Source organism: uncultured Desulfosarcina sp. (assembly GCF_963664155.2).
Lineage (GTDB): Bacteria > Desulfobacterota > Desulfobacteria > Desulfobacterales > Desulfosarcinaceae > Desulfosarcina.
The window spans coordinates 3,546,684-3,568,749 of sequence record NZ_CAXXXH010000001.1 but is presented as its reverse complement, the minus strand read 5'-3'; the positions used below and the strand labels follow the sequence as shown (position 1 = coordinate 3,568,749).

The window sequence follows — 22,066 nt, the reverse complement described above, 5'->3', positions numbered from 1 at the left end:
TCCATCACAATAAATGCCGACGGCCCGAATGCTTAATCCGTATAAACCCGATTTGCTGCATAGCATTTACTTAATTGTCAAAGCGAGTGTGCATCAAATTGTCCATTTTTCAAGGACCGAAAACAACCTTCGGCAGCCAAGTAGCCAGTTGGGGAAAGAGGACCACGATGGCCAGACCAATGATCTGAACCACGACAAAGGGAATGATGCCCCTATATATATCACCGGTAGAAATTTCCGGCGGCGTCACTGCCTTCAGGTAAAACAGGGAGAACCCGAAGGGCGGCGTCATGAACGAGGTCTGCAGGTTGACCGCGATGAGGATACAGAACCACACCGGATCGAAGCCGAATTCGATCATGATGGGCGCCAGCACCGGCACATGGATGAAGGTAATTTCAATAAAATCCAGGAAAAAACCAATCACGAAAATCAGCGCCATGACGATGGCCAGGACCACGTTATGGCTGTATTTGTGGGCCAGGGATCCCAGAAACTCCCTCACCAGACCGTCGCCGCCCAACCCGCGGAAGACTAGCCCGAATAGCGCCGCCCCGCAAAGGATGATGAACACCATGCAGGTCAGGCGGACCGTGGTCTGCATCACCTCCTGGAGAATCTGCATGGAAAATTTACGGTTGGCCACAGTGAGAAGGGTGGCACCTACGGCACCTACGGCAGCCGCCTCCGTGGGGGAGGCAATGCCGGCAAAAATGGAGCCCAGCACGGCCACCATGAGAAACAGGGGCGGAAACATGGCTTTGGACACCCGGGCCAGCAGTTGACCGGGAGAAATGGCATCCAGTTCGACCTTGGGAATGGCCGGCGCCCACTTGGGGCGCAGCCAGGAAATGATTCCGATGTAAACAACAAACAGCCCCACTAACAGCATCCCGGGAAGAACCGCCCCCATAAAGAGTTCACCGACGGAAACCCCCACGATGTCGCCAATCAGGACGAGAACGATGCTGGGGGGGATGATCTGCCCCAGGGTACCGGAAGCGGCAACTGTGCCCGTGGCCAGTTCCTTGTTATAGCCACGACGAAGCATGGTTGGCACGGCCAGCAGGCCCATGGTCACGACCGTCGCCCCCACGATGCCGGTGGAAGCCCCCAGCAGGGCACCCACCACCACCACCGAAATGGCCAGTCCGCCGCGCATGCGGCCGAACAGCAGACCCATGGTGTCCAGCAGCTCTTCGGCAAGGCCGGAGCGCTCCAGCATGACCCCCATGAAGACGAAAAGGGGCACGGCAATCAGCGTCACATTGGTCATCACGCCCCAAATGCGCAGGGGCAGCAGGTTGAAAAAGGACCAGCCGAAGCCGATCAGGCCGAAGCACATGGCGGTCCCCATCAAGGTGAAGGTAACCGGAAAACCAACCATCAGCAGGATCGTCAGGGCCAGGAACATCCACGCGGGCAGGTACGCCATCAGGCCTTCTCCTCTTCAACCGTTTCAGCACCCAGAATCTGCAGCAGCGCATGAACCCCCATAGAGAGTCCCTGGAGCAGCAATAGGACATACCCCACGGTCATGGTTCCTTTGACGATAAAACGAAAGGGGATGCCCCCGGGGTCCGGGGAGCCTTCCAGCATGGAAAAGGAGTTGCTGACAAAATGCCATGACGTGCTGATCACCAGGTAGCACCCGGGGATGAGGAAAAAGATCACGCCGAGGAAGTTGATCCATGCCCGCCCCTTGACCCCCAGGCGCTGGTAGATGATATCCACCCGCACGTGGCCGTCGTGAAGCAGGGTGTAGCCGGCGCCGATGAGGAAGATGAAGGCAAAGAGATGCCATTCCAGTTCCTGGGTAAAAACAAAACTGGTCTTGAACAGGTACCGCATGACCACATCCACAAAAACCACCAGCACCAGCAACAGGGAGACCCAGGAAACCATACGGCCCACCGCTTCGTTGAACCTGTCGATGACGCCGCTGAAAACCTTCAACCAATTGAGCATGAACACCGCCTGAAAAAGTCAGCAAAAAATGCGTTTCCGTTAAACCGCCTGTTTGTCCGCCGACTTGATCGGCGTTGCACACAAATAGCTAAAAGCTTCAACTCGTTACAATATATGCATCGCAATGTCAACAGACAGAGAAAGTGAATCGGATTCAGTTTCCGTCAAACCAGTCTCACGCCGATTGCCGGAGGAGGGCTGCGCCAGGACTTTTTCTTGATAAAGGCGCTGCGACCCGTTATGAATATACGCTCAAACCGCGATCCGGTTCAGGCATTCAAACAACCGGTGAGATCGTCCGTCGGGCCTATCGAATCGAGCATCGGTGTCCGACGGGCACAGGAGCGTCGATGGCAGGGAATTTATACTGGGCCGACAGCTACGTGCAGAAACGATGCACGGCCGAAGATGCCATCGGGCACATTCGGCCCGGTCAGCGGGTATTTATCGGCTCATCCTGCGGGGAACCCCAGCATCTGGTAAAAACCCTGGCCGAAGCGACCGCCTGGTTCACCGATCTGGAGATCGTGCGGCTCATGTCCCTGGAGACCGCCCCGCTGTCGCTGATCGCCCATCGTTCTCGGGGCCAGCGCCTGAACATCCGTTCCTTTTACATGGGGTCGGCCAAATCCAGACACCTGGCCGAACAGGCCCGTTTTCTGACCCCGCTGAACCTGTCCGCCGTGCCCCGGTTGTTCAAGAGCCGGCGCCTGCCGGTCCATGTAGCCCTGATTCAGGCGACACCCCCCGACGATTTCGGCTGGATGAGCCTGGGCGTTTCCGTGGATATTACCCTGGCGGCGGCCACTTCCGCGGATCTGGTGATCGTCCAGGTGAACCCGGAAATGCCCCGGGTGCTGGGCCGCAGCTTCATTCACGTCAACGACGTCCACCTGGTGGTCGAAAAACAGGAACCCGTCCTGACCCTGCCGACCGTCCCCGAATCCGAGGCAGCCAACACCATATCCCGGCTGATTGCCCGGCTCATCGAGGATGGTTCCACGCTTCAGATCAGCCCGGGCACGGCCCCCCAGGCCACCTTGATGACCCTGTCGGACAAAAACGACCTGGGCATTCATACCCAATACATGACCAACGAAATCATGCACCTGTCTGCCCGGGGGGTGATCACCAATCGCCGCAAAGGAGTAAACAACGGAAAGATGGTGGCCAGCAGCGCCATCGGGTCTCCCAGCCTGTACGAATTCATCAACGACAACCCGGCCATTGAATTTCACCCGTCGGACTATGTCAACGCGCCGGGCATCATCGCCGCCCACAACCGGATGGTCTCTCTGTCCGTTGCCATGGCCATGGACCTGACCGGCCAGGTGGCAGCCGATGCCTTGGAGTTCAACAACTTTTCCGGTGTCACCGGCATGCTCGATTTCATTCGCGGATCCTTTCAGTCCGAGGGGGGACGAAGCATCATCATGCTTCCCGCCACCGCCGCAAGTGGGGAAAAAAGCCGCATCGTTCCCATCCTGGGCGATACGACTGTCGTGGTGCCCCGGGCCGACGTCCATTACGTGGCCACCGAATTCGGCGTCGTGAACCTGTTCGGTAAAAGTCTTCAGGAACGGGCCATGGCCATGATCAGCATCGCCCACCCGGATTTTCGGGACGAACTGCTGCATCAGGCCAAACAGATGAACCTGATCGGCGCCGAGCGAACGTTGAAAGGCTCCCTGCACGGCGTTTATCCCCTCCGCCTGGAAGAGACATTAGAAATTGAAGGCCAGACGGTAACCATCCGCCCGGCCAAACCGGTTGACGAACGACGGATCCAGGAGCATTTTTACACCCTGGACAAAGACGATATCGTCTCGCGCTTTTTTCACGAGAAGACCAGTTTTGTCACCGACGACGTAGGAGCGGTCTCCCAGGTGGATTACATCAAAAATCTCACCATCCTGGCAGTGGTCGGCGAGTTCGGCTTCGGCAAGGTGGTGGGCATCGGCGAGTATCTGCTGGACCCGTCCTGCAACCTAGCCGAGGTGGCCTTTTCCGTCAGCGGCGTCTGGCAGGGGAAAGGGCTTGGCCGGCGGCTGATGAAAAAACTCTTCGAAGGCGCCCGGGACAACGGTATTGCCGGATTTACCGCCTATACGGCGCCCGACAACCAGGGTATGATCAGCCTGTTCAACAGCCTGCCGGTAAACGTGTTCACCGCCATGGAAGACGGCATGGCCGCCTTGAGCTGCCGTTTCGACGATCTTAAACAAATGAATTGAGGAATTATCCATGACCACCCATACGATCAAATTTCTCCCCCATAACCGCGAAATCAAGGTAAACGACGGCGAAAGCCTGATCCGGGCGGCTATGGAGGCCGGTGTCCACATCAACGCCTCATGCGGCGGCGAGGGCGTCTGCGGCAAATGCCGGGTCATCGTTGAAACCGGCAAAGTGGAAGGGGGCATCAGCGAGAAGCTGAACCAGGCGGACCGGGAAAAAGGTTATCGCCTGGCCTGCCGGTCGACAATCACCGAAGATGTGACCATCCGAGTGCCGGTGGAGTCGGCCATCGACGCCAGCGTCTTCAGCCAGCACTATGTCCCGCGGCGAACGGCCCGCATCCGTCAGATGGATCTCAACGACCTGAAGGAAAAGGGTCTGTTTCTGCCGCCGGTGGAAAAAATCTACATTGAATTGCCCGAACCCGATCACCAGGACCACCTGCCCGATGTCACCCGGCTGGTCAGCCACCTGAAGCTGCACCATGACGAACACCGCCTGACGGTCAGCCTGCCGGTGATCCGCAAGATTCCCGATGCACTGCGCAAGGACGGGTTCCGGGTCACCGCCACCCTGGCCCGCCCGGTGATGGACAGCGGCAAGACCGAAATTATCAACGTCCAGCCCGGAAACACCGCCGCCCGCAACTATGCCATCGCCATGGACATCGGCACCACGACGGTTTACGGCCAGCTCATCGACCTGAAAAGTGGTGAGGTCCTTTCCGAACACGGTGAATTCAACGGCCAGATCAGCTATGGTGAAGACGTGATCAGCCGGATTGTCTTTGCGGAAAAGGAAGGCGGACTGGACCGCCTCCACCAGGTGGTTACGGAAACCATCAATACCATCATCGGCAAAATCGTGCAGCGCGCCAAGGTGGACCCGGACGATATCGCCGCGATCACCCTGGCCGGCAACACCACAATGACCCAGCTGCTGCTTCGGGTCAATCCACGCTACCTTCGCCGTTCCCCGTACGTACCGGCGTCTACCCTCTACCCGCCCATCCGGGCGGTCGATATCGGCATGAATCTGCGGGATCACGTCACAGCCCTGGTCTATCCGGCCGTTTCCAGTTACGTGGGCGGGGATATCGTGGCCGGCGTCATGGGGTCGGGGCTGTACCTGGACGACCGGCTGACCCTGTTCATGGACATCGGCACCAACGCCGAAATCGTCATCGGCAACCGGGAATGGCTGGCCTGCGCCGCCTGCAGCGCCGGACCGGCCTTCGAAGGCGGCGGCATCAAATTCGGCATGCGGGCGGCCAGAGGCGCCATCGAGGATTTATCCCTGAATCCGGCCACCTGGGAGCCCATGCTCATGACCATCGGCAATGTTCGCCCCAAGGGCATCTGCGGATCCGGCCTGATCATCATGACCGCCGTCATGTTCGAACTGGGCCTGATCAACAATCTGGGCAAGTTCAACCGGGATCTGTCCACCAACCGCATCCGCGAGGACAACGGGGTGTGGGAATACGTGCTGGCCTGGGCCGGCGAGACTCAGATCGACCGAGACATCGCCCTTACCGAAATCGATATCGAGAATCTGATCCGGGCCAAAGGGGCCATTTTCAGCGGCTGCATGACCCTGCTGACCGAGGTGGGCATGAGCATGCAGGACATCGACCGCATCATCCTGGCCGGCGGTTTCGGCAGCTACGTGGACCTGGAAAAAGCAATCACCATCGGACTGCTGCCGGAGATCGATGCCGAGAAAGTCACCTTTATCGGCAACAGCTCACTCCTGGGGGCCAAGATGAGCAGCCTGACCAACCGGATCCGCAAGGATGTGGTGGAGGTGACCCGCAGCATGACCAATTTCGAGCTGTCCGAAACCCCCTCATACATGGATAATTATGTGGCGGCCCTGTTTTTGCCCCACACGGACATCAACCAGTTTCCGCGGCTCAAGGAACGGATGGCTCAGCGGCGGCAGCCATCCTGACCGGGACCGGTTGACGCGCATATGGTCATAACTATAAAGGATAACAGCGGTTATTTCAGTAGGTGTTTTAACGACCGCCGATGCCCGTCGTGTACGGAAGGCAATCTAGTAATAATTGGGATTTAATCCCACTCCTCTATTGACAAATAAACCATTCAACCTATAAGAATAATTCTTGGTTTTCCGCCTTTGGGAAGCGGTAAGCCATCTCGGCCCCGGTGGCCCATATCGCAACAAATCACAAGCTGTTCTTCCGACTGACAAATGAGTCATTATTTGCGTACCAGGGGACTGTTTTGACGATGCTGTGCTACATGAACACAAAAACGATCCATCACGCTGACCGCACCCCCATCCTTTGCCCACCAACCTTTTTCCACGGTTTTTTATCTACCGCTTTTAATTCTATATATAAAAAATACCTATACGAAAGGGGGCCTAAGTTTTCCATTTAGTGGCCGGGGTTCTGCGCCCTGCCACACGAACAATGAACCACCGCATTGCTGTAGTACACCTCAATCATTAACCGGTAGCTGATAAGGAGGTAACTTTGAGTTTCGAATTCTATAAGGAATCCTATGCAGGTGCGATTAAGGCGATCTCGATCGGTAAAGGCGATAAAGCCATTACCGTTGGAGGCGAAACCTGCTACCCACTCTATCAGTTTGAGGGGGAAATGCCCCACAAACCGAAAGTAGCCATGGAAATCTGGGACATGGTACCCGAGGAGTGGCCGGCAGCGGCAATGGAACCCTTTAAGGACGTGGTCTCGGACCCGGCCGCATGGGCAAAAAAATGTGTTGAGGAATACGGTGCTGAAATGATCGTTCTCCAACTCAAGAGCATTGACCCCAACGGCACCGACGCCAGCCCGGCGAGTGCATCGGCTACGGTGAAAAAAGTGCTGGGTGCCATCGATGTCCCCCTGGTGGTCTGGGGCATCGCCAACCACGAAAAAGACGAAGCGGTTTTCAAGCAGATCGCCCAGGACTGCCCGGACGTTCAGTTGACCCTCGGCCCGGTGGAAGACAAGAACCACAAGGGCATCGGCGCCGCTGCCATGGGTTACGGCCACGCCATCATCAGTTCGTCTCCCATCGACGTCAACCTGGCCAAGCAGGTCAATATCCTGCTGGAAAATCTGGGCATGCCCATGGATCGAGTGATCATCGACCCCACCACCGGCGGCCTGGGCTACGGCCTGGAGTACAGCTACTCGGTCATGGAACGCCTCAGAATGGCCGCCATGGCCCAGGGCGACGACAAACTCCAGATGCCCATCATCAACAACCTCGGTAATGAGATCTGGAAGTGCAAGGAAGCCAAGCAGGGCGTGGACGAAGCGCCGACGCTGGGTGACCCGGAAAAACGCGGCATCCTCATGGAAACCGTGGGCGCCGTGACTTACCTCATGGCCGGCTCCGACATCCTGATCATGCGTCACCCCGAGTCCATCCGGCTGGTCAAGGCATTCATCGACATCGCCATGGACGGTGGCAGCGCCGCCGATATCGCCCCCATCGCCAAACGGCTGGAAGGCGTTACCGTGGATCTGGCCGCCCTGGCACCGGCACCGGACCTGACCATCGAAGAAGAGAAGAAAGCCGCCCCGGCCAAAGCCGCCGCTGCACCCAAGGCCGCCGCCAAACCGGCCGCCAAACCGGCCGCCGCACCCGCCGCTAAACCCGCCGCTGCAAAGAAAGCCGAACCGGCGCCGGCAGCTGCTCCGGCTGCACCGGCGGTAGACGCACAGGCAGAAGCCAAAGCCAAGGCGGATGCCGAAGCCGCCGCCAAGGCCAAAGCCGAGGCGGATGCCAAAGCCAAGGTTGAGGCCGAAGCCAAAGCCAAGGCGGATGCCGAAGCCAAGGCCAAGGCCGAGGCGGATGCCAAAGCCAAGGCGCAGAAGGAAGCCGCCGCCAAGGAAGTCGCTGAAAGAGAAGCCGCCGAAGACGCCCTGCGCCAGAAGCGCGCCGCCGAACGGGAAAAAATGGCCGCACAACACGCTACCGGCGAAAAGGATCGGGTCATTCCGATGACCGCAGCCGCCGAGCAAAAGACGGAACCCGAAAAGATTCTCGCCCGGCTCAACTGGATCCACCGACGTGTCTCACTGCACTAAACCTTGAAAAGTTAACCCTTGCCGAAATCAATACGAGGAGGAACCTCTAATGGCAGAAGTAACCAAAGATAAGGGCGCCAAACTGGCCGACCCCGTCGCCTCATCCATCGATGTTGGAACGCAGGAAATGATCGCCCGGGCCCAGAAGTTGGGCATCGATACGGTCTTCGACCGTGCAGCCCAGATGAAGCCCTGTGCTATCGGCATCCAGGGCATCTGCTGTAAAAACTGTGCCATGGGCCCCTGTCGCCTGCCCCTGCCCAAGGGCGGCATCGAAGGCAAAGACACCCGCAAGGGCCTGTGCGGCGCCACGGCCAACACCATTGCGGCCCGTAACTTCATCCGTATGATCGCCGGCGGTGCATCCGCCCATTCCGACCACGGCCGCGGTGTGGCCGAGGTGTTCCTGAGTGTGGCCCGCAAAGAGACTGATGCTTACAAGATCAAGGATCCCAACAAGCTGCTACAGATCGCCCCTTTCCTGGAGGTTGCCGTCACCGTGGAAGAGGATGGTGAGGTCAAGGATCGGGATATCGACGAAATCGCTTTGGAAGTGGCTGAAAAAGCCATGGCCGAATGGGGGAAACCCCACGGGAACCTGCTTTACGCCAAACGCGCCCCGGCACCGCTATACGAAAAATGGAAGAAATACGGCGTGGTCCCGCGAAATATCGACCGCGAGATCGTGGAAATCATGCACCGCACCCACATGGGCGTGGACCAGGACTACAAAAACCTGATGAAACAGGGTACCCGCGCAGCCATCGCCGACGGTTGGGGCGGTTCCATGCTGGCCACCGACCTCCAGGACGTGCTCTTCGGCACCCCCTATCCGTTGCAGGCCGAAGCCAACCTGGGCGTCATGAAGGAAGACCACGTCAACATCATCGTCCACGGCCATGAGCCGATACTCTCCGAGATGATCGTGGCCACCTGCCAGAAGCCGGAAATCATCGAATACGCCAAGTCCAAGGGTGCCAAGGGCATTCAGCTGGCTGGCATCTGCTGCACGGCCAACGAACTCTTCCAGCGCCACGGCGTGCCCCAGGCCGGCACCTACCTGCAGCAGGAAATGGCCATCATCACCGGCGCCTGTGACGCCATGGTGGTGGACATCCAGTGTATTTTCCAGAATGTGGCCAACGTGGCCGAGTGCTTTCACACCAAACTGATCACCACCCACCCCATCGCCAAAATGGAGCAGGACAGTGTCATCCACATCGAGTTTGACGAACACCACGCCCTGGAAGATGCCGAAAAGATCGTCCGCATCGGCATCGACAACTTCCAGAACCGCGGGGCGGATGTGATGATTCCCCAGTACAAGGCCTCCGCCATCGGTGGTTTTGGTGTGGAGTCCATCCAGTATCACCTGGGCGGCACCTTCCGCGGCAGCTACTATACCCTCAACGACAACATCATCAACGGCCGCATCCGCGGCATTGCCGGCGTGGTGGGCTGCAACAACGCCCGTACCCGCCACAACGAAGCCCACATTCAGGTCGTCAAGGAGCTGATCAAGAATGACGTCATCGTGCTGACCACCGGCTGCAACGGCATCGCCTGCGCCATGGAAGGGCTGTTGACGCCGGAAGCAGCCGCGGTGCACTGCGGACCGGGTCTGGCCGAGGTGTGCGAGACGGTGGGTATCCCGCCGGTCCTGCACCTGGGCTCCTGCGTGGACAACAGCCGCATCCTGCTGGCGGCCACCGAAGTGGTCAAGGCCGGTGGACTGGGCAAGGATATCTGCGACCTGCCCGCGGCCGGCAGCGCCCCGGAATGGATGAGCGAAAAAGCCATATCCATCGGCCACTACTTCGTCGCCTCGGGCGTTTACACTGTTTTCGGCCTGCACCTGCCCACCTCCGGCGCCCCGGTGTTCCACGACTATATCTCCAAGGAGTTGGAAAAGATGTACGGCGGCAAGTGGGACCTGGAAGCCGATCCGATCAAGCATGCCCACCTGATGATCGCCCACATAGACAGGAAGCGCAAAGAGTTGGGCATCGACAAGGCCAGGGAGCGTGTCCTCATGGATATGGCGGACCGTCAGGCGCTGGAAGGGTAGTTAATTTTCAACCAGATCCTCAACGAAGGAGGAATATCGTATGTCTAAATTAGTCGCATTTGCAGCCATTCAGGGTGGGTACAAAGTGGTTTCCACCGCTGAAGGCCGTTTCAAAAAGGCACTTGATACCTATAACGCCGACACCAAAATCGGTTTCCCCAACACCGCCTACTACCTTCCGGTGATCTATTCCCTCACCGGAATGAAAGTGGAAACCCTGGAAGACCTCAAAAAACCCCTGGCATTCGCCCGGGGCCTGCTGCCCCCCCATGTCAAAGGGAAAAACCACCTGCCTTATCTGGGGCCCCTGCTGGACGCCGGCATGGCCGCCATCTTCTCCTACGAGATAATAGAAGCTTTGCGGATTCTTGAACAACCGGATTTCTACCTGCCTGAAGAGGACCCGGACATCGATGCCGGTAAAATCTGGGTGGGTCCGGCGGACGACACCATTCTGAGAAAAAGGGGCGTCGAATTTGTTGACGGCTCCGCCCCTGGATTTGCGGCAATTGTTGGTGCGGCACCCACACCTGAAATCGCCAAGGATATTATCGAAGAGTACCAGAGACGCAGCCTTTACATGTTCTGTGCGGCCAACCACAATGGCACCTCCGTTATTCAACAGTTGATCGAACTGGGTGTGCAAATCGGATGGAACACCCGTATCGTTCCCTTCGGTCCGGACATCTCCTCGGCGGTGTTTGCCCTCGGTTTCGCCAACCGGGCGGCCATGGCCTTCGGTGGGGTGAAACCCGGCGATCACAAAAAGATCCTGCTCTACAACAAGGACCGAATTTTTGCTTTCGTCAACGCCCTGGGCGACATTGGCACCGAGTGGGGCGTGGCCGCTGCCGGCTGCGTCAACTGGGGTTTCCCGACCCTGGCGGACACCGACATTCCCGAAATCCTGCCCACGGGTATCTGCACCTACGAGCACGTCGTGGCCAATGTGCCCCACAGCGAGATTTGTCAGCGCTCCGTCGAGGTTCGCGGCCTGAAGACCATCGTTTCCGATATTAATATCCCTTGCGCCTTCGGCCCTGCTTACGAGGGTGAACGCGTACGCGGCGCCGACCTGTTCGCCCAGTGCGGCGGCGGCAAGACCCAGTGCACCGAACTGGTCAAGATGGCGGAAATGAACGAGATCGAAGACGGCAAGGTGATCATTGACGGTCCGGACGTGGGCGAGCTGAAGGAAGGCGACACCTTCCCCCTGGGCATCTACATCCAGGTAGCCGGCCGCGAATTTCAGACCGACTTCGAGCCGATTCTGGAGCGCCAGATCCACCACCTGATCAACTACATCCAGGGCATCATGCACATCGGTCAGCGCGACATCTCCTGGGTGCGCATCAGCAAGGCGGGTATCGAAAAAGGGTTTACCCTCAAAGACATCGGTGTCGTCCTGCACGCCAAGTTCCACCAGGACTTCGGCAAGATCCTCGACAAGGTCCAGGTGACCCTGATGACCAAGAAAGCCGACGTGGACAAACTCACCAAGCGCGCCCGCGCCGAGTACAAAACACGTGACGAGCGTGTCGAAAAAATGACCGACGAAGACGTCGAAATCTATTACTCCTGCACCCTGTGCCAGTCATTCGCCCCCAGCCATGTCTGCTCGGTGAGCCCGGAAAGAACCGGCCTGTGCGGCGCTTATAACTGGATGGACTGCAAGGCCTCCTACGAAATCAACCCCACCGGCCCCAACCAGCCCATCGAAAAGGGCGAGTGCATCGATCCGAAGCTGGGCCAGTGGAAGGGTGTCAACGACTTCGTCTACAAAGCATCCCGCGGGGCCGTTACCCACTACAACTTCTACTCCCTGGTTCATGACCCCATGACCACCTGTGGCTGCTGCGAATGCATCGCGGCCATGCTTCCGTCCTGCAACGGTGTGATGACCGTGGGCCGCGACTACGCTGGCGAAACCCCCTGCGGCATGAAATTCACCACCCTGGCCGGAGTCATGGGCGGTGGCGCTTCCTCGCCGGGCTTCGTGGGCCACTCCAAGTTCAACATCACCCAGGGCAAGTTTATCCTCGGTGACGGCGGCCTTCTTCGGATGGTCTGGATGCCCAAAATGCTAAAGGAAGAACTCAAGGAACGCATCGAAAAACGGGGCGCCGAAATGGGCGTACCGAATCTTTACGATATGATCGCAGATGAAACCGTGGGCATCACCGAGGAGGAGATCCTGCCCTTCCTCCAGGAAAAAGGCCACCCGGCCCTGTCCATGGATCCGCTGATCGGATAAGAAATAAACGACGAGGCGGGCGGGACCGTCCGCCCCGTCACACCCGATGAACCGATTCCCCGGTCGCTTCGACCGGGAGAATTGCCCATACATAAAAGGAGAATAGTATGGCATTAACCGGTATTCAGATTTTTAAACTCCTGCCCAAGACCAACTGCAAGGAATGCGGGGTACCCACCTGTCTTGCCTTCGCCATGAACCTGGCATCCGGCAAGGCTGAGTTGGACAGCTGCCCCTACGTCTCCGACGAAGCGCGGGAGAAACTCTCCGAAGCCTCCGCACCGCCTATCCGTCCCGTCGTGGTGGGCAAGGGCGTGCGCAAGGCAACCACCGGCGGTGAGACGGTGCAGTACCGCCACGAAAAAACCTTTTACAACCCCACCCTGCTGGCAGCCCAGATCGGCAGCGATATTGCTGCAGCCGATCTGGAAACCAAGCTCAAAGGCTGGAACGCCCTGCAGTTCGAACGCGTGGGGTTGAACCTGCGGCCGGAGTTGGTGGCCGTCAAAGATGTCGGTGGCAACGCCGACGCCTTTGCCGCCGTCGCCAAACAAGTTGCCGAAACCTCGGAATTCAACCTGATCCTGATGACCGAAGACGCCGACGTGATGAAAGCCGGCGTGGCGGCCTGCGCCTTCAAACGCCCCCTGATGTATGCGGCCACAGAGGCCAACGTCGACGCCTTCGGCGCTATCGCCAAGGAAAACGACCTGCCTCTGGCCATCAAGGCCGATTCCATCGAAGGCCTGGTTCCGCTGTCGGATAAACTCACCGGCATGGGCCTTAAGGACCTGGTATTGGACCCTGGTTCACGGGACCCCAAACAGTCCCATCAGGATATGATCGCCCTGCGCCGCGCCGCCCTGAAGAATGGCAACCGGGCCGTGGGCTTTCCCACCATCGCCTTTCCCTGTGAAATGGCCTCCAATTTGGACACGGAGACCATGCTGAGCGCCATGTACGTGGCCAAGTATGGCGGCATCGTGGTGATGTCCGACTTTGTCGGCGAGTCCCTGTTCCCGCTGCTGCTGGAGCGCCTCAACATCTTCACCGACCCGCAGCGGCCCATGACCGTCACCGAGGGCATCTACCCCATCAACAACCCGGACGAAAACGCGAGGGTGCTGGTGACCACCAACTTTGCCCTGACCTACTTTATCGTGTCCGGTGAAATCGAGGCCAGCAAAGTACCCACCTGGCTGCTGATCAAGGACTCCGAAGGACTGTCCGTGCTCACCGCCTGGGCTGCCGGCAAGTTCGCCGGCGATGACGTAGGCATGTTCGTCAAAAAAAGCGGCATCACCGACAAGATCAAGCATCAGGAACTGGTCATTCCCGGCTATGCCGCCTCAATCGTGGGCGACGTGGAAGAGGAACTGCCCGGCTGGACCATTACCGTCGGTCCCCGGGAGGCCGCACACATCCCCGGCTTCCTCAGAGCGTAACCGCTGTGTGATCTAACGGTCAGGGCGGGCATTCACAGTCCGTCCTGACTGTCGTTTCCTGGCCGGCACGCCGGCCATCATGTTGGCAATAGCGTCATCCGTGGCCGAAGCACTGGCCGGAGCATGATGCCGAGAAAAAGAAAGGAAAGTCGTATGCTACTCATCGGCGAAAGTTTGAATGTTATTTCGAAAAAAATCGGCCGCGCGTTCAAGGAGCGGGATCCCAAACCGATCCAGGAAGAGGCCCTTTTCCAGAAGGAAAAGCGCATGGACTACATCGACATCAACCTGGGGCCCGCCAAGAAAGACGGGCACGAGTTGATGCCGTGGGTGGTCCAGGTGGTTCAGGACGTGGTGCCGGATCTGCCCCTGGCTCTGGACACCTCCAACATCGACGCCATTGAAGCGGCCCTGAAGGTGATCAAACAGGTTCCTTCCGGCACCCCGCACATCGTCAATTCCATCATGTGCCGACCGGAGCGCTACGAGCGCATGGTGCCCATGACGGCCGAGTACAATGCCGATTTCGTCGCCCTGATGTGGGGGCCCGAAGGCCTTCCCCGCGACGAAAACGAGCGCGCCGCCCTGTGCGTGGAACTGCTTTACTTCGCCAACGAAGCCGGCATCCCCAACGAGAAAATCTGGGTGGACGGCATCGTGACCCCGGTGAACATCCAGCAGCCCCAGGCCATCAGCCTCATGGAGTTCCAGAAGATGATTCCGGATATAGCTCCGGGCGCCAAAAGCACCTGCGGCCTTTCCAATATCTCCAACGGCCCACCCGACCACCTGCGCCCCATCCTGAACCAGACCTACACGGTGATGCTGATGAAGTGCGGCATGCAATCGATCATCACCGATCCCCGCGATGAGCAGCAGACCGCCATCTGCAAAGGCGAACGCCAGGATATCGTTGACCTGATCTACGGCATGCTGGACGGCACCGAACCCGACCGTGCCAGTCTCTCCAAGGAATTGCTGGATTACGCCAAGACCGTAGACGTCATCCTCGGCAAAACCCTGTACTCCGACTCCTGGCTGGAAATTTAGGTGCCCGAAAGAAGCGTCAAGCACGACAAGCCCCCTCCAGATTCTGGAGGGGGCTTGTTTTTTTTGGCAAGCTGGTGCCGGACGCTGATTTCAAATCTCAAATTTCAAATCATCAGTGTCCCGGCATACGCGTCTTCACGGAATGATCGAATAGCGCGCGGGTCCGGTTAGAAAAGAGCTTGGCGCAGGTGGGGCAGTATTTGTGGATCTCCTTCACATGGGGATGAGGGGCGGTTCGGCGCTCGATGAAGTCGACAAACCGGGTGGTTGCAAACCAGCGGCCGCATCCCTCGCAACGCTCCAGGGGGTGCTTGCCGATCAATTCATCCCGGATCATTATTGTCCGGACATTCTCCCGATCTTCCACCCGGATCGCAGCAGTGGGGCAGATGTTGGCGCAGGTACCGCATCCAATGCAGCGGTCCGGCTCCGGCACCACACAACTGACCCCATCAATTTTTTTCATCTTCAGGGCTCCCGCACCGACGATCTCTGTACATACACGGACGCACAGGCGACAGCGCACGCATCCATCCGGTGGCGGTTCTATGTCCACCCCGTGGTCCATGGCCATCTGGCGCAGCCGGGAGGATTGAGGCGCCATGCGCAGCAGGTTCTTAAAGGCCTTTTTGCGTGCCGCTTCAACGATGGGTCCCGTGGTTTTAATCTCCAGGCCATCGGAAACCTTAAGGATGCACGACAGCATGGCGATCTGCCGGCCGCCGCTCCGTCCGGTCACTTCAACCGCACAAAGCTTGCACGACCCGGAGGGTTTCAGCGCCGGATGGAAACACAGGGTCGGAATGCTGATTCCGTTTTCCCGGGCAATCTGAAGAGCGGTCTGACCCTCTTCAGCAGGGTAGGAGGTACCGTCAATCGTTATCGTAATCATCGCTTTAATCCTGTACGGCGTCCTGAAGGTCGGTAATGTATTCCTGCAGGTAGTGCAGCTCAGCCGTCAGTTCGCCCACGTGGTGTTTCACCAAGTCGGAAATGGTGAGCATTAATGAAATCCGTTGGTCTTCCACCACCGGCAGGTGCCGGATATCGGCTTTAATCATCATGGCCATGGCACTGCTGACCAGGTCGTCGGGCTGGGCCACAATCAGTTTATCGGTCATGGCTTCGGAAAGGGGCATTTCCCGAAACAGGCGATGGCGCCAGGCCACGTGACACCGCAGCACATCCCGTTCGGTAAAAATTCCCGCGGGTTGCTCACCGTCCATGACAATCAGCGCAGATGTCCGGCGTTCGGTCATCTGGACAATGGCATCTTCGACGGTTCGTTGGGCCGGGATGGTGTGGACCACGTGACGTTTTTTTTTGATCACATCCTGAACCCGCATATGTCCAATGCTCCTTTGGAATCCCACCCGCCGCTCATACCATCCTGTCAAAAGCGGACACGAATCAACTGTCAATGGGCCTCAAACAGTCCTGGGGCAACCGATGCGTCCCTTTTCCCTCCAGACTGACCTCGATCAGGCTATCCGGGTCGTTGATGGCCGTATCCGGGTCGGTAATGATACCGTGAAGGCCGACGAACCGGTCCATGTATGCTTCCCAACTCTCGTCCTGGCTGCGCCGATAAATTTCTACTTTCTGTCCCTTGCGGTAAACCATGGCCATCTCCCCCTTATGTACGCCACCGCGGCCGGCTAAACCGGCAGTGTATCCACGTTGAATCGGGCGGTTTTTGTCCGGGCGCAGTCTTCGCAGACCAAGGTATCGGCGGACATCTGCCCCACCGACCTCACCCGTTTATTGATAAAATCCAGATATTTCTTCGGACCCATGGCCTTTCCGCAGGAACTGCAAAAGACCAGCTTCTGGCGGTTGAGGATCGTACCGCACAGGATCAACAGCCGCTCGTCGCCCCGGTCTTCAATTCGCATAGCACCGGTGGGGCAGTTGGCCGCACAGGCCCCGCAGGCAATACAGCGCTCCTCCGTAACCCGCAGGTCGGTATGGCCGGGATGGTCGAAATTCAGGTAGCCCATTTCCAGCGCTGAGATGCCCATCTTGTCCCGACAGATCTCCACACAGCGTCCGCAGCGGCGGCAGATATCACAACGCAGGCAACGGCGGGCCTCCTCGCGGACCATGTTTTCGGTATACCCCAGCTCCACCTGCTGAAAGGTAGTCCGGCGGCGGTCCAGGTTCAGCATGTCCATGGTCGGCCGTTTGATGACGGTTTTGGTGCTGGCCGGCAGCTCGATACAGGGCTCACGGCGCCGGCGGACCGGAACCGGCGGCATCTGGGGCTGAGGAATACCCAGCAGGTACCGGTCAATGGCCTCGGCAGCCCGCTTGCCGCCTCCGATGGCTTCGATCACCGTGGCCGGACCGGTGACCGCATCTCCGGCGGCAAAAACGCCTTCCAGCGATGTTTCCATGGTAACCATGTTCACATCGATGGTTCCCCGACGGGTCCAGCCCATGGATTTCAGGTCGCCCATGCAGAGCTGGTCGACTTTCTGGCCGATGGCGCTGATCACCACATCGGCATCCATGGCATACTCACTGCCGAGAACCGGAACCGGAGACATGCGACTGCTGCCTTCGCGTTGAACCAACTGGGCACGGACACAGCTCAGTGCAGTAATCTTGTTGTTTTCCCCCACGATTTTGGCCGGAATGGTAAGAAAAGAGAAGCGAACGCCCTCTTCCTCGGCTTGTTCCACCTCTTCCTCGTCGGCCGGCATTTCATGGCGGGTTCGGCGGTAGGCAATCGTCACCTCTGGACAGCCCAGACGCAGGCAGGTTCGCGCGGCATCGATGGCCACGTTGCCCCCTCCGACCACCACCACCCGTTTTCCCGGCATCCGGCGATCGCCCAAGGCCACCCGCCGAAGCAGGTCGATGGCTTCCAGGGTCTGGGGGAAATCGGTCTCTCCGGGAATGCCCAATTTATAGGCCTTATGGGCACCGATGGCAAAGAAAAAGGCCTCATAGCCCTGTGAATTCAGGTCGTCCAGGGTCACATCTTCACCGAACCGGGTGTTGAACGCAAAGGTCACGCCCAGCTCTTCCAGCATGGCCACTTCCCGGTCGATAACCTCCCGGGGCAGCCGGTAGCGGGGAATGCCCACCATGATCATTCCACCGGCCGTGGGGAGGGCTTCAATAACGTGAACTCCGTATCCTTTCAGGGCCAGGTAGTAGGCTGCACTCAGACCACCGGGTCCTGCACCGATCACGCAAATTCGTTTGCCTTGATCCGGCGCTTTGTCCGGATTGCGATAAGTTCCTTCGGACATGGCCCGTTCGGCGGCAAACGCTTTGAGGAATTTGATGGAAACGGGTGTGTCCATGCGGCCGCGTACGCACATGAACTCACAGGGTCGGGTGCACACCAGGCCACAAACCCAGGGGAAGGGGTTGTCCCGCCGGATCACGTCGATCGCCTCGGCGTCCCGCCCCTGACCGATGAGGGTCACATAGGTAGGGACGTCAATGCCCGCCGGGCAGGCCATCTGGCACGGTGCCGGCGTCAGCCACTCACAGGTTCCCGTGGGGCAATTATGGGTTTTCACATGGCTTTCGAACACTTCGCCGTGGGTCTTAATCGTCTGGTGAAGGTGTTCTCCAAGCCGGTATCCTTCAAGCTCAGCGGTGTCAATGAGAAGATCCTGAATCAACGCCTGGACAGCCGGCAGATGATCGTCACCGGCACGTCCCCAGGCCACGTCATCCAAAAGACTGTGAATTTCTTCGGCGATGCGCCGGCTTTTCGGGTGCTTCAATCCCCCCGTGCCGATGACATCATCGATAAAATGAATGCTTTCCGTGACCGGACACTGGCTGTCAGACATGAATAACCTCTTGCCCACCCGTGAGACCTTTGACCTCCGCAGCTCATGCCATGGCCGATTTTTTGACGGCAGACGCTTACGGCCCGGGCTATAAGCGGAGTGGTCCCCCCGGGAATAGCCCGGAGGGACCTGGAGGGAGGGGTATGGGTGCTATGAACATCGTAAACAGTTAATATTTCCCTTAGAATGAACTATGCTCCAGCGATGCGACGGTTTGGGCGTGGCGCTCCCGACGGATCTGGGTCATATCCTCCACTTTCCCAAACTTCAGGCAGTGGGTCGTACAGGTGGTCACACAGGCTGGATCCAGGCCCTGATCGACCCGATCCTTGCAGTAGTCGCATTTGACTACCTTGCCGGTTTCTGGATTCCACTGGGGAGCCCCCCAGGGGCAGGCGGAAATGCAAGTTTTGCATCCCACGCAAAGGCTGTGATCCACAAAAACGATGCCGTCACTGCTTCGCTGCTGCATGGCACCGGTAGGGCAGGCCGCCACACACCATGGATTTTCGCAGTGAAAGCAGGGCATGAAAATATAGGCGGCACGGGGAAGTCCGCCGATCATTTTCGGCCCAACCTGAATGATCTGACACAACCGAGGGCCCACCGGTAGATTCTTGTTGGCCTTGCACTGGACTTCACAGGCATGGCATCCGATGCATTTCTTGGTGTCCTGAAACAGATAGTATTTGCTCATAGTCCTCTTATCCTGTTAAATGACGGCGGGGACCGCTTCGGCAGCGACTCCCGTTTGGCTAATCGGCCTGTCAGGCGGCCTTTACATTGACAAAAGTATCGTGATAGGCGGGGCTTCCGCCCACCTTGTCGTAGAGGTTCTCCTGCAGAGCCGCATCGCTGACGCCCCTGTTATAGGACCGCTCGGCCCGCTTGGCCTGATGGCCAAATCCATGCAGAAGAAATACACAATCGGGGTGGATCAGGTCCGTTACATAGGCCCGCATCTTTCCATTGTGACGGCTGGACGCAATCTCAACCATGGTCCGGTCGGCAACGCCCAGTTCAGCTGCTTTTTGGGCGTTAATCCAAAGCACGTTCTCCCCACACAACTCGTTGAGGTATTCCACATTCTGGGTTGATATATGAGTGTGCAGGGCGTTACGGCCGGTAACCAACCTGAATTGTCCCGCCTCAGGCACCGGCATCGACACGTAAGCCGGAAAGGATTCGAACCCGGCATCCTCCAGGAGAGAGGATTTGAACTCGATCTTCTTGGACGGGGTCTTGAATTTGAGGCCGTCTATGCGATCCCAGAATATCTTTGCCTTGCCATAGGCCACAAATCCCTTGGCGTCGAAATCCTCCATGGTGAATCCGGTGCCCTCCAACTGCCAGCGAACCAGTTCGTCCATGTTTTCATAGGGAAAATAGTCACCGGTGCCGATGCGGTCGGCGATCTGCTTGAGAATCATGGCCCCTTCCCGCGTGTCGTATCGGGGTGGCACCGCTTGGCGCCGCAAAAACATCTGGGGTTTGAGCCCGTTGGCCTGCTGGACACAATCGGTCCGCTCCAGATAGGTGGATTCGGGAAGAATCACGTCGCTGTACCAGGCGATATCGCTGTAGTTGATGTCGATGGTGACGATGAGGTCCAGCTGATCCAGAGCCTTGCGGGTCAACTCGGTATCGGCGATAGACATGAGCGGTTCGAAGCGGTAGTTGAACAGGGCCTTGATGGGGTAAGGGTCGGCGTTCATGATGGCATATGGCAATCGGTGGGGAACCCCGTGGGCCGGATCCGGCAGCGGGAAATCGGGTGTCCCCACCTTGTCGAAACGCGGCACCTCAATTTTTGGAAAATCCTGTTCCACCAGTTTACGGGCTGCCTTGCCGCCCGCTTCGCCGGGACCTTTTTTAAAGAAGATCCCGCCCTTGGCCTCAACGGAACCCATGAGGGCATTGAGCATCAGGATGGATCGACGCAAGTATATTTCATTCGTGTGGCTGGCGCCTCGATAGCCGTAATGGAACGCCACCGAGGGGCGATCTTTGGCCAGCTCCCGTGCCAGGGCAACGATCTCACCAGCGGGGATCCCGGTCTCGGTTTCGGCCCACTGCGGTGTATACGGTTCCACAAAGTCCTGGAGTTCGGTCAGGCCATGCACCCAGCGGTCGACGAAGGGTGCATCGTAGAGCCGTTCATCCAGGATCACATGCATCAGTGCATAATTGAGGGCCAAATCGGTGCCGGGCCGGATCATCCAGTACCGATGGGCCTTGGTGGCGGTAATCGAGACGCGGGGGTCGATGTAGGTCATCTTGGCCCCTTCTTCCATGGCCGCCATGAGGTTGTTGACCTCTTTAACCGAAACGGCCTCGAATATGTTTCGGCCATAGAGCACGATGTGTCGGGTGTTGCGGTAATCGACGCCGATTTGACCGTCGGTGTATCCAAACAGGGAGCGGCAAGCCGTGTTGACCGATCCTTTACACAGGGCATCATGGGTGAAATGGTTGGGGGAACCGATGGCCTTCAAAAAGGTCTTGCTCACATGGGTCGCCAGCTGGGTCCGTTCTCCCAGCACCACACTGTGGCCGCCGTACTGGTCGATAATCGCCTTGAGCTTGTCCCCCACGTAGTCCAAGGCCTCATCCCAGCTGGCTTTGCGCCAGTTCCCCGAGCCTCGGTCGCCGACGCGGATCATCGGGCTCTGCACGCGCTGGCGGTCATAAAGCAACGAGGTCCCCGCTGCACCACGGGGACATAAGCTGCCCTCCATGCCGGCCACATGAGGGTTTCCTTCGATCCAGGTAACCTGCCCGTCTTTGACCTTTACCTTGATCGGGCATCGGACCGAGCACATGAAACAGAGACTGTAAACATCTTTTTCCATTAGATTCCTCCAGTTTCCTCAAACAAAGTGAACCGCCTGGCGGTGTTGATCACTAAAAAAGCGGTATTGGTTCCTGCAACTGTTAGCAACAAGCGTACCAATTTTTTTTCATCCGGTAGCGAGGCTGCAATCCGATTGAAAAAGAATGAACTGTTATTTCAGTTTTTTACACACCAACCAAAAAACAGGTTGGTCATTTACGGTAATTGCTTATACCTTTTCACACTGTGGATGCTCTTTTTTTAATGCGTCGATATATTTTTATTGCACTTATTTGTTTTTTCATAAATATAATATATTCAGT

Annotated in this window: 15 protein-coding genes; 7 read left to right on the top strand and 8 right to left on the bottom strand. The window is 58.0% G+C overall.

Going from position 1 to position 22,066, the window contains the following annotated elements; all coding sequences use genetic code 11:
• Positions 1 to 109: 109 nt before the first annotated feature.
• Positions 110 to 1,435, bottom strand: a complete 1,326-nt coding sequence (locus ACHZBS_RS16220) for a TRAP transporter large permease subunit (RefSeq protein ID WP_319407562.1) — start codon at positions 1,433 to 1,435, stop codon at positions 110 to 112.
• On the bottom strand, positions 1,435 to 1,968 hold the full coding sequence (locus tag ACHZBS_RS16215) for a TRAP transporter small permease subunit (RefSeq protein WP_319407561.1): 534 nt from the start codon (positions 1,966 to 1,968) through the stop codon (positions 1,435 to 1,437). The genes ACHZBS_RS16220 and ACHZBS_RS16215 overlap by 1 nt, the downstream gene beginning before the upstream one ends.
• A gap of 350 nt (positions 1,969 to 2,318) precedes the next feature.
• On the opposite strand from ACHZBS_RS16215, the gene ACHZBS_RS16210 reads away from it, so the two are divergent.
• The 7 genes from ACHZBS_RS16210 (at position 2,319) to ACHZBS_RS16180 (ending at position 15,095) form a co-directional block, all read left to right on the top strand.
• A complete protein-coding gene (locus ACHZBS_RS16210; RefSeq protein WP_319407560.1) occupies positions 2,319 to 4,202 on the top strand; it encodes a GNAT family N-acetyltransferase in 1,884 nt (627 codons plus the stop codon).
• A gap of 10 nt (positions 4,203 to 4,212) precedes the next feature.
• Positions 4,213 to 6,159, top strand: a complete 1,947-nt coding sequence (locus tag ACHZBS_RS16205; protein ID WP_319407559.1) for an ASKHA domain-containing protein — start codon at positions 4,213 to 4,215, stop codon at positions 6,157 to 6,159.
• Between the two features lie 550 nt (positions 6,160 to 6,709).
• The gene (locus tag ACHZBS_RS16200) at positions 6,710 to 8,278 is read left to right on the top strand and encodes an acetyl-CoA decarbonylase/synthase complex subunit delta (protein ID WP_319407558.1); all 1,569 of its coding nucleotides are present in this window, start codon (positions 6,710 to 6,712) and stop codon (positions 8,276 to 8,278) included.
• Between the two features lie 49 nt (positions 8,279 to 8,327).
• Positions 8,328 to 10,346, top strand: a complete 2,019-nt coding sequence (gene cooS, locus ACHZBS_RS16195; protein ID WP_319407557.1) for an anaerobic carbon-monoxide dehydrogenase catalytic subunit — start codon at positions 8,328 to 8,330, stop codon at positions 10,344 to 10,346.
• Positions 10,347 to 10,386: 40 nt separating this feature from the next.
• Positions 10,387 to 12,600, top strand: a complete 2,214-nt coding sequence (gene acsB / locus ACHZBS_RS16190) for an acetyl-CoA decarbonylase/synthase complex subunit alpha/beta (protein WP_319407556.1) — start codon at positions 10,387 to 10,389, stop codon at positions 12,598 to 12,600.
• Positions 12,601 to 12,707: 107 nt separating this feature from the next.
• Entirely contained in the window at positions 12,708 to 14,045 is a 1,338-nt protein-coding gene (gene acsC / locus ACHZBS_RS16185) for an acetyl-CoA decarbonylase/synthase complex subunit gamma (protein WP_319407555.1), read from the top strand.
• 153 nt (positions 14,046 to 14,198) lie between these two features.
• A complete protein-coding gene (locus ACHZBS_RS16180) occupies positions 14,199 to 15,095 on the top strand; it encodes a dihydropteroate synthase (RefSeq protein WP_319407554.1) in 897 nt (298 codons plus the stop codon).
• 112 nt (positions 15,096 to 15,207) lie between these two features.
• Here the strand turns inward: ACHZBS_RS16180 and ACHZBS_RS16175 are convergent, their stop codons facing one another.
• From ACHZBS_RS16175 to ACHZBS_RS16150, 6 genes are all read right to left on the bottom strand, one after another.
• Complete coding sequence (locus tag ACHZBS_RS16175; protein ID WP_319407553.1) at positions 15,208 to 15,987, bottom strand: 2Fe-2S iron-sulfur cluster-binding protein; 780 nt, start codon at positions 15,985 to 15,987, stop codon at positions 15,208 to 15,210.
• Between the two features lie 4 nt (positions 15,988 to 15,991).
• Entirely contained in the window at positions 15,992 to 16,441 is a 450-nt protein-coding gene (locus ACHZBS_RS16170; RefSeq protein ID WP_319407552.1) for a CBS domain-containing protein, read from the bottom strand.
• Between the two features lie 64 nt (positions 16,442 to 16,505).
• Positions 16,506 to 16,718 carry a hypothetical protein gene (locus tag ACHZBS_RS16165; RefSeq protein WP_319407551.1) on the bottom strand — a complete coding sequence of 71 codons (213 nt, stop codon included), beginning with the start codon at positions 16,716 to 16,718 and terminating at the stop codon, positions 16,506 to 16,508.
• Between the two features lie 35 nt (positions 16,719 to 16,753).
• Positions 16,754 to 18,910 carry an FAD-dependent oxidoreductase gene (locus ACHZBS_RS16160; protein WP_319407550.1) on the bottom strand — a complete coding sequence of 719 codons (2,157 nt, stop codon included), beginning with the start codon at positions 18,908 to 18,910 and terminating at the stop codon, positions 16,754 to 16,756.
• Between the two features lie 181 nt (positions 18,911 to 19,091).
• Entirely contained in the window at positions 19,092 to 19,607 is a 516-nt protein-coding gene (locus tag ACHZBS_RS16155; protein ID WP_319407549.1) for a 4Fe-4S dicluster domain-containing protein, read from the bottom strand.
• Positions 19,608 to 19,677: 70 nt separating this feature from the next.
• Positions 19,678 to 21,762, bottom strand: a complete 2,085-nt coding sequence (locus ACHZBS_RS16150) for a molybdopterin-dependent oxidoreductase (protein ID WP_319407548.1) — start codon at positions 21,760 to 21,762, stop codon at positions 19,678 to 19,680.
• Between the last annotated feature and the right edge of the window lie 304 nt (positions 21,763 to 22,066).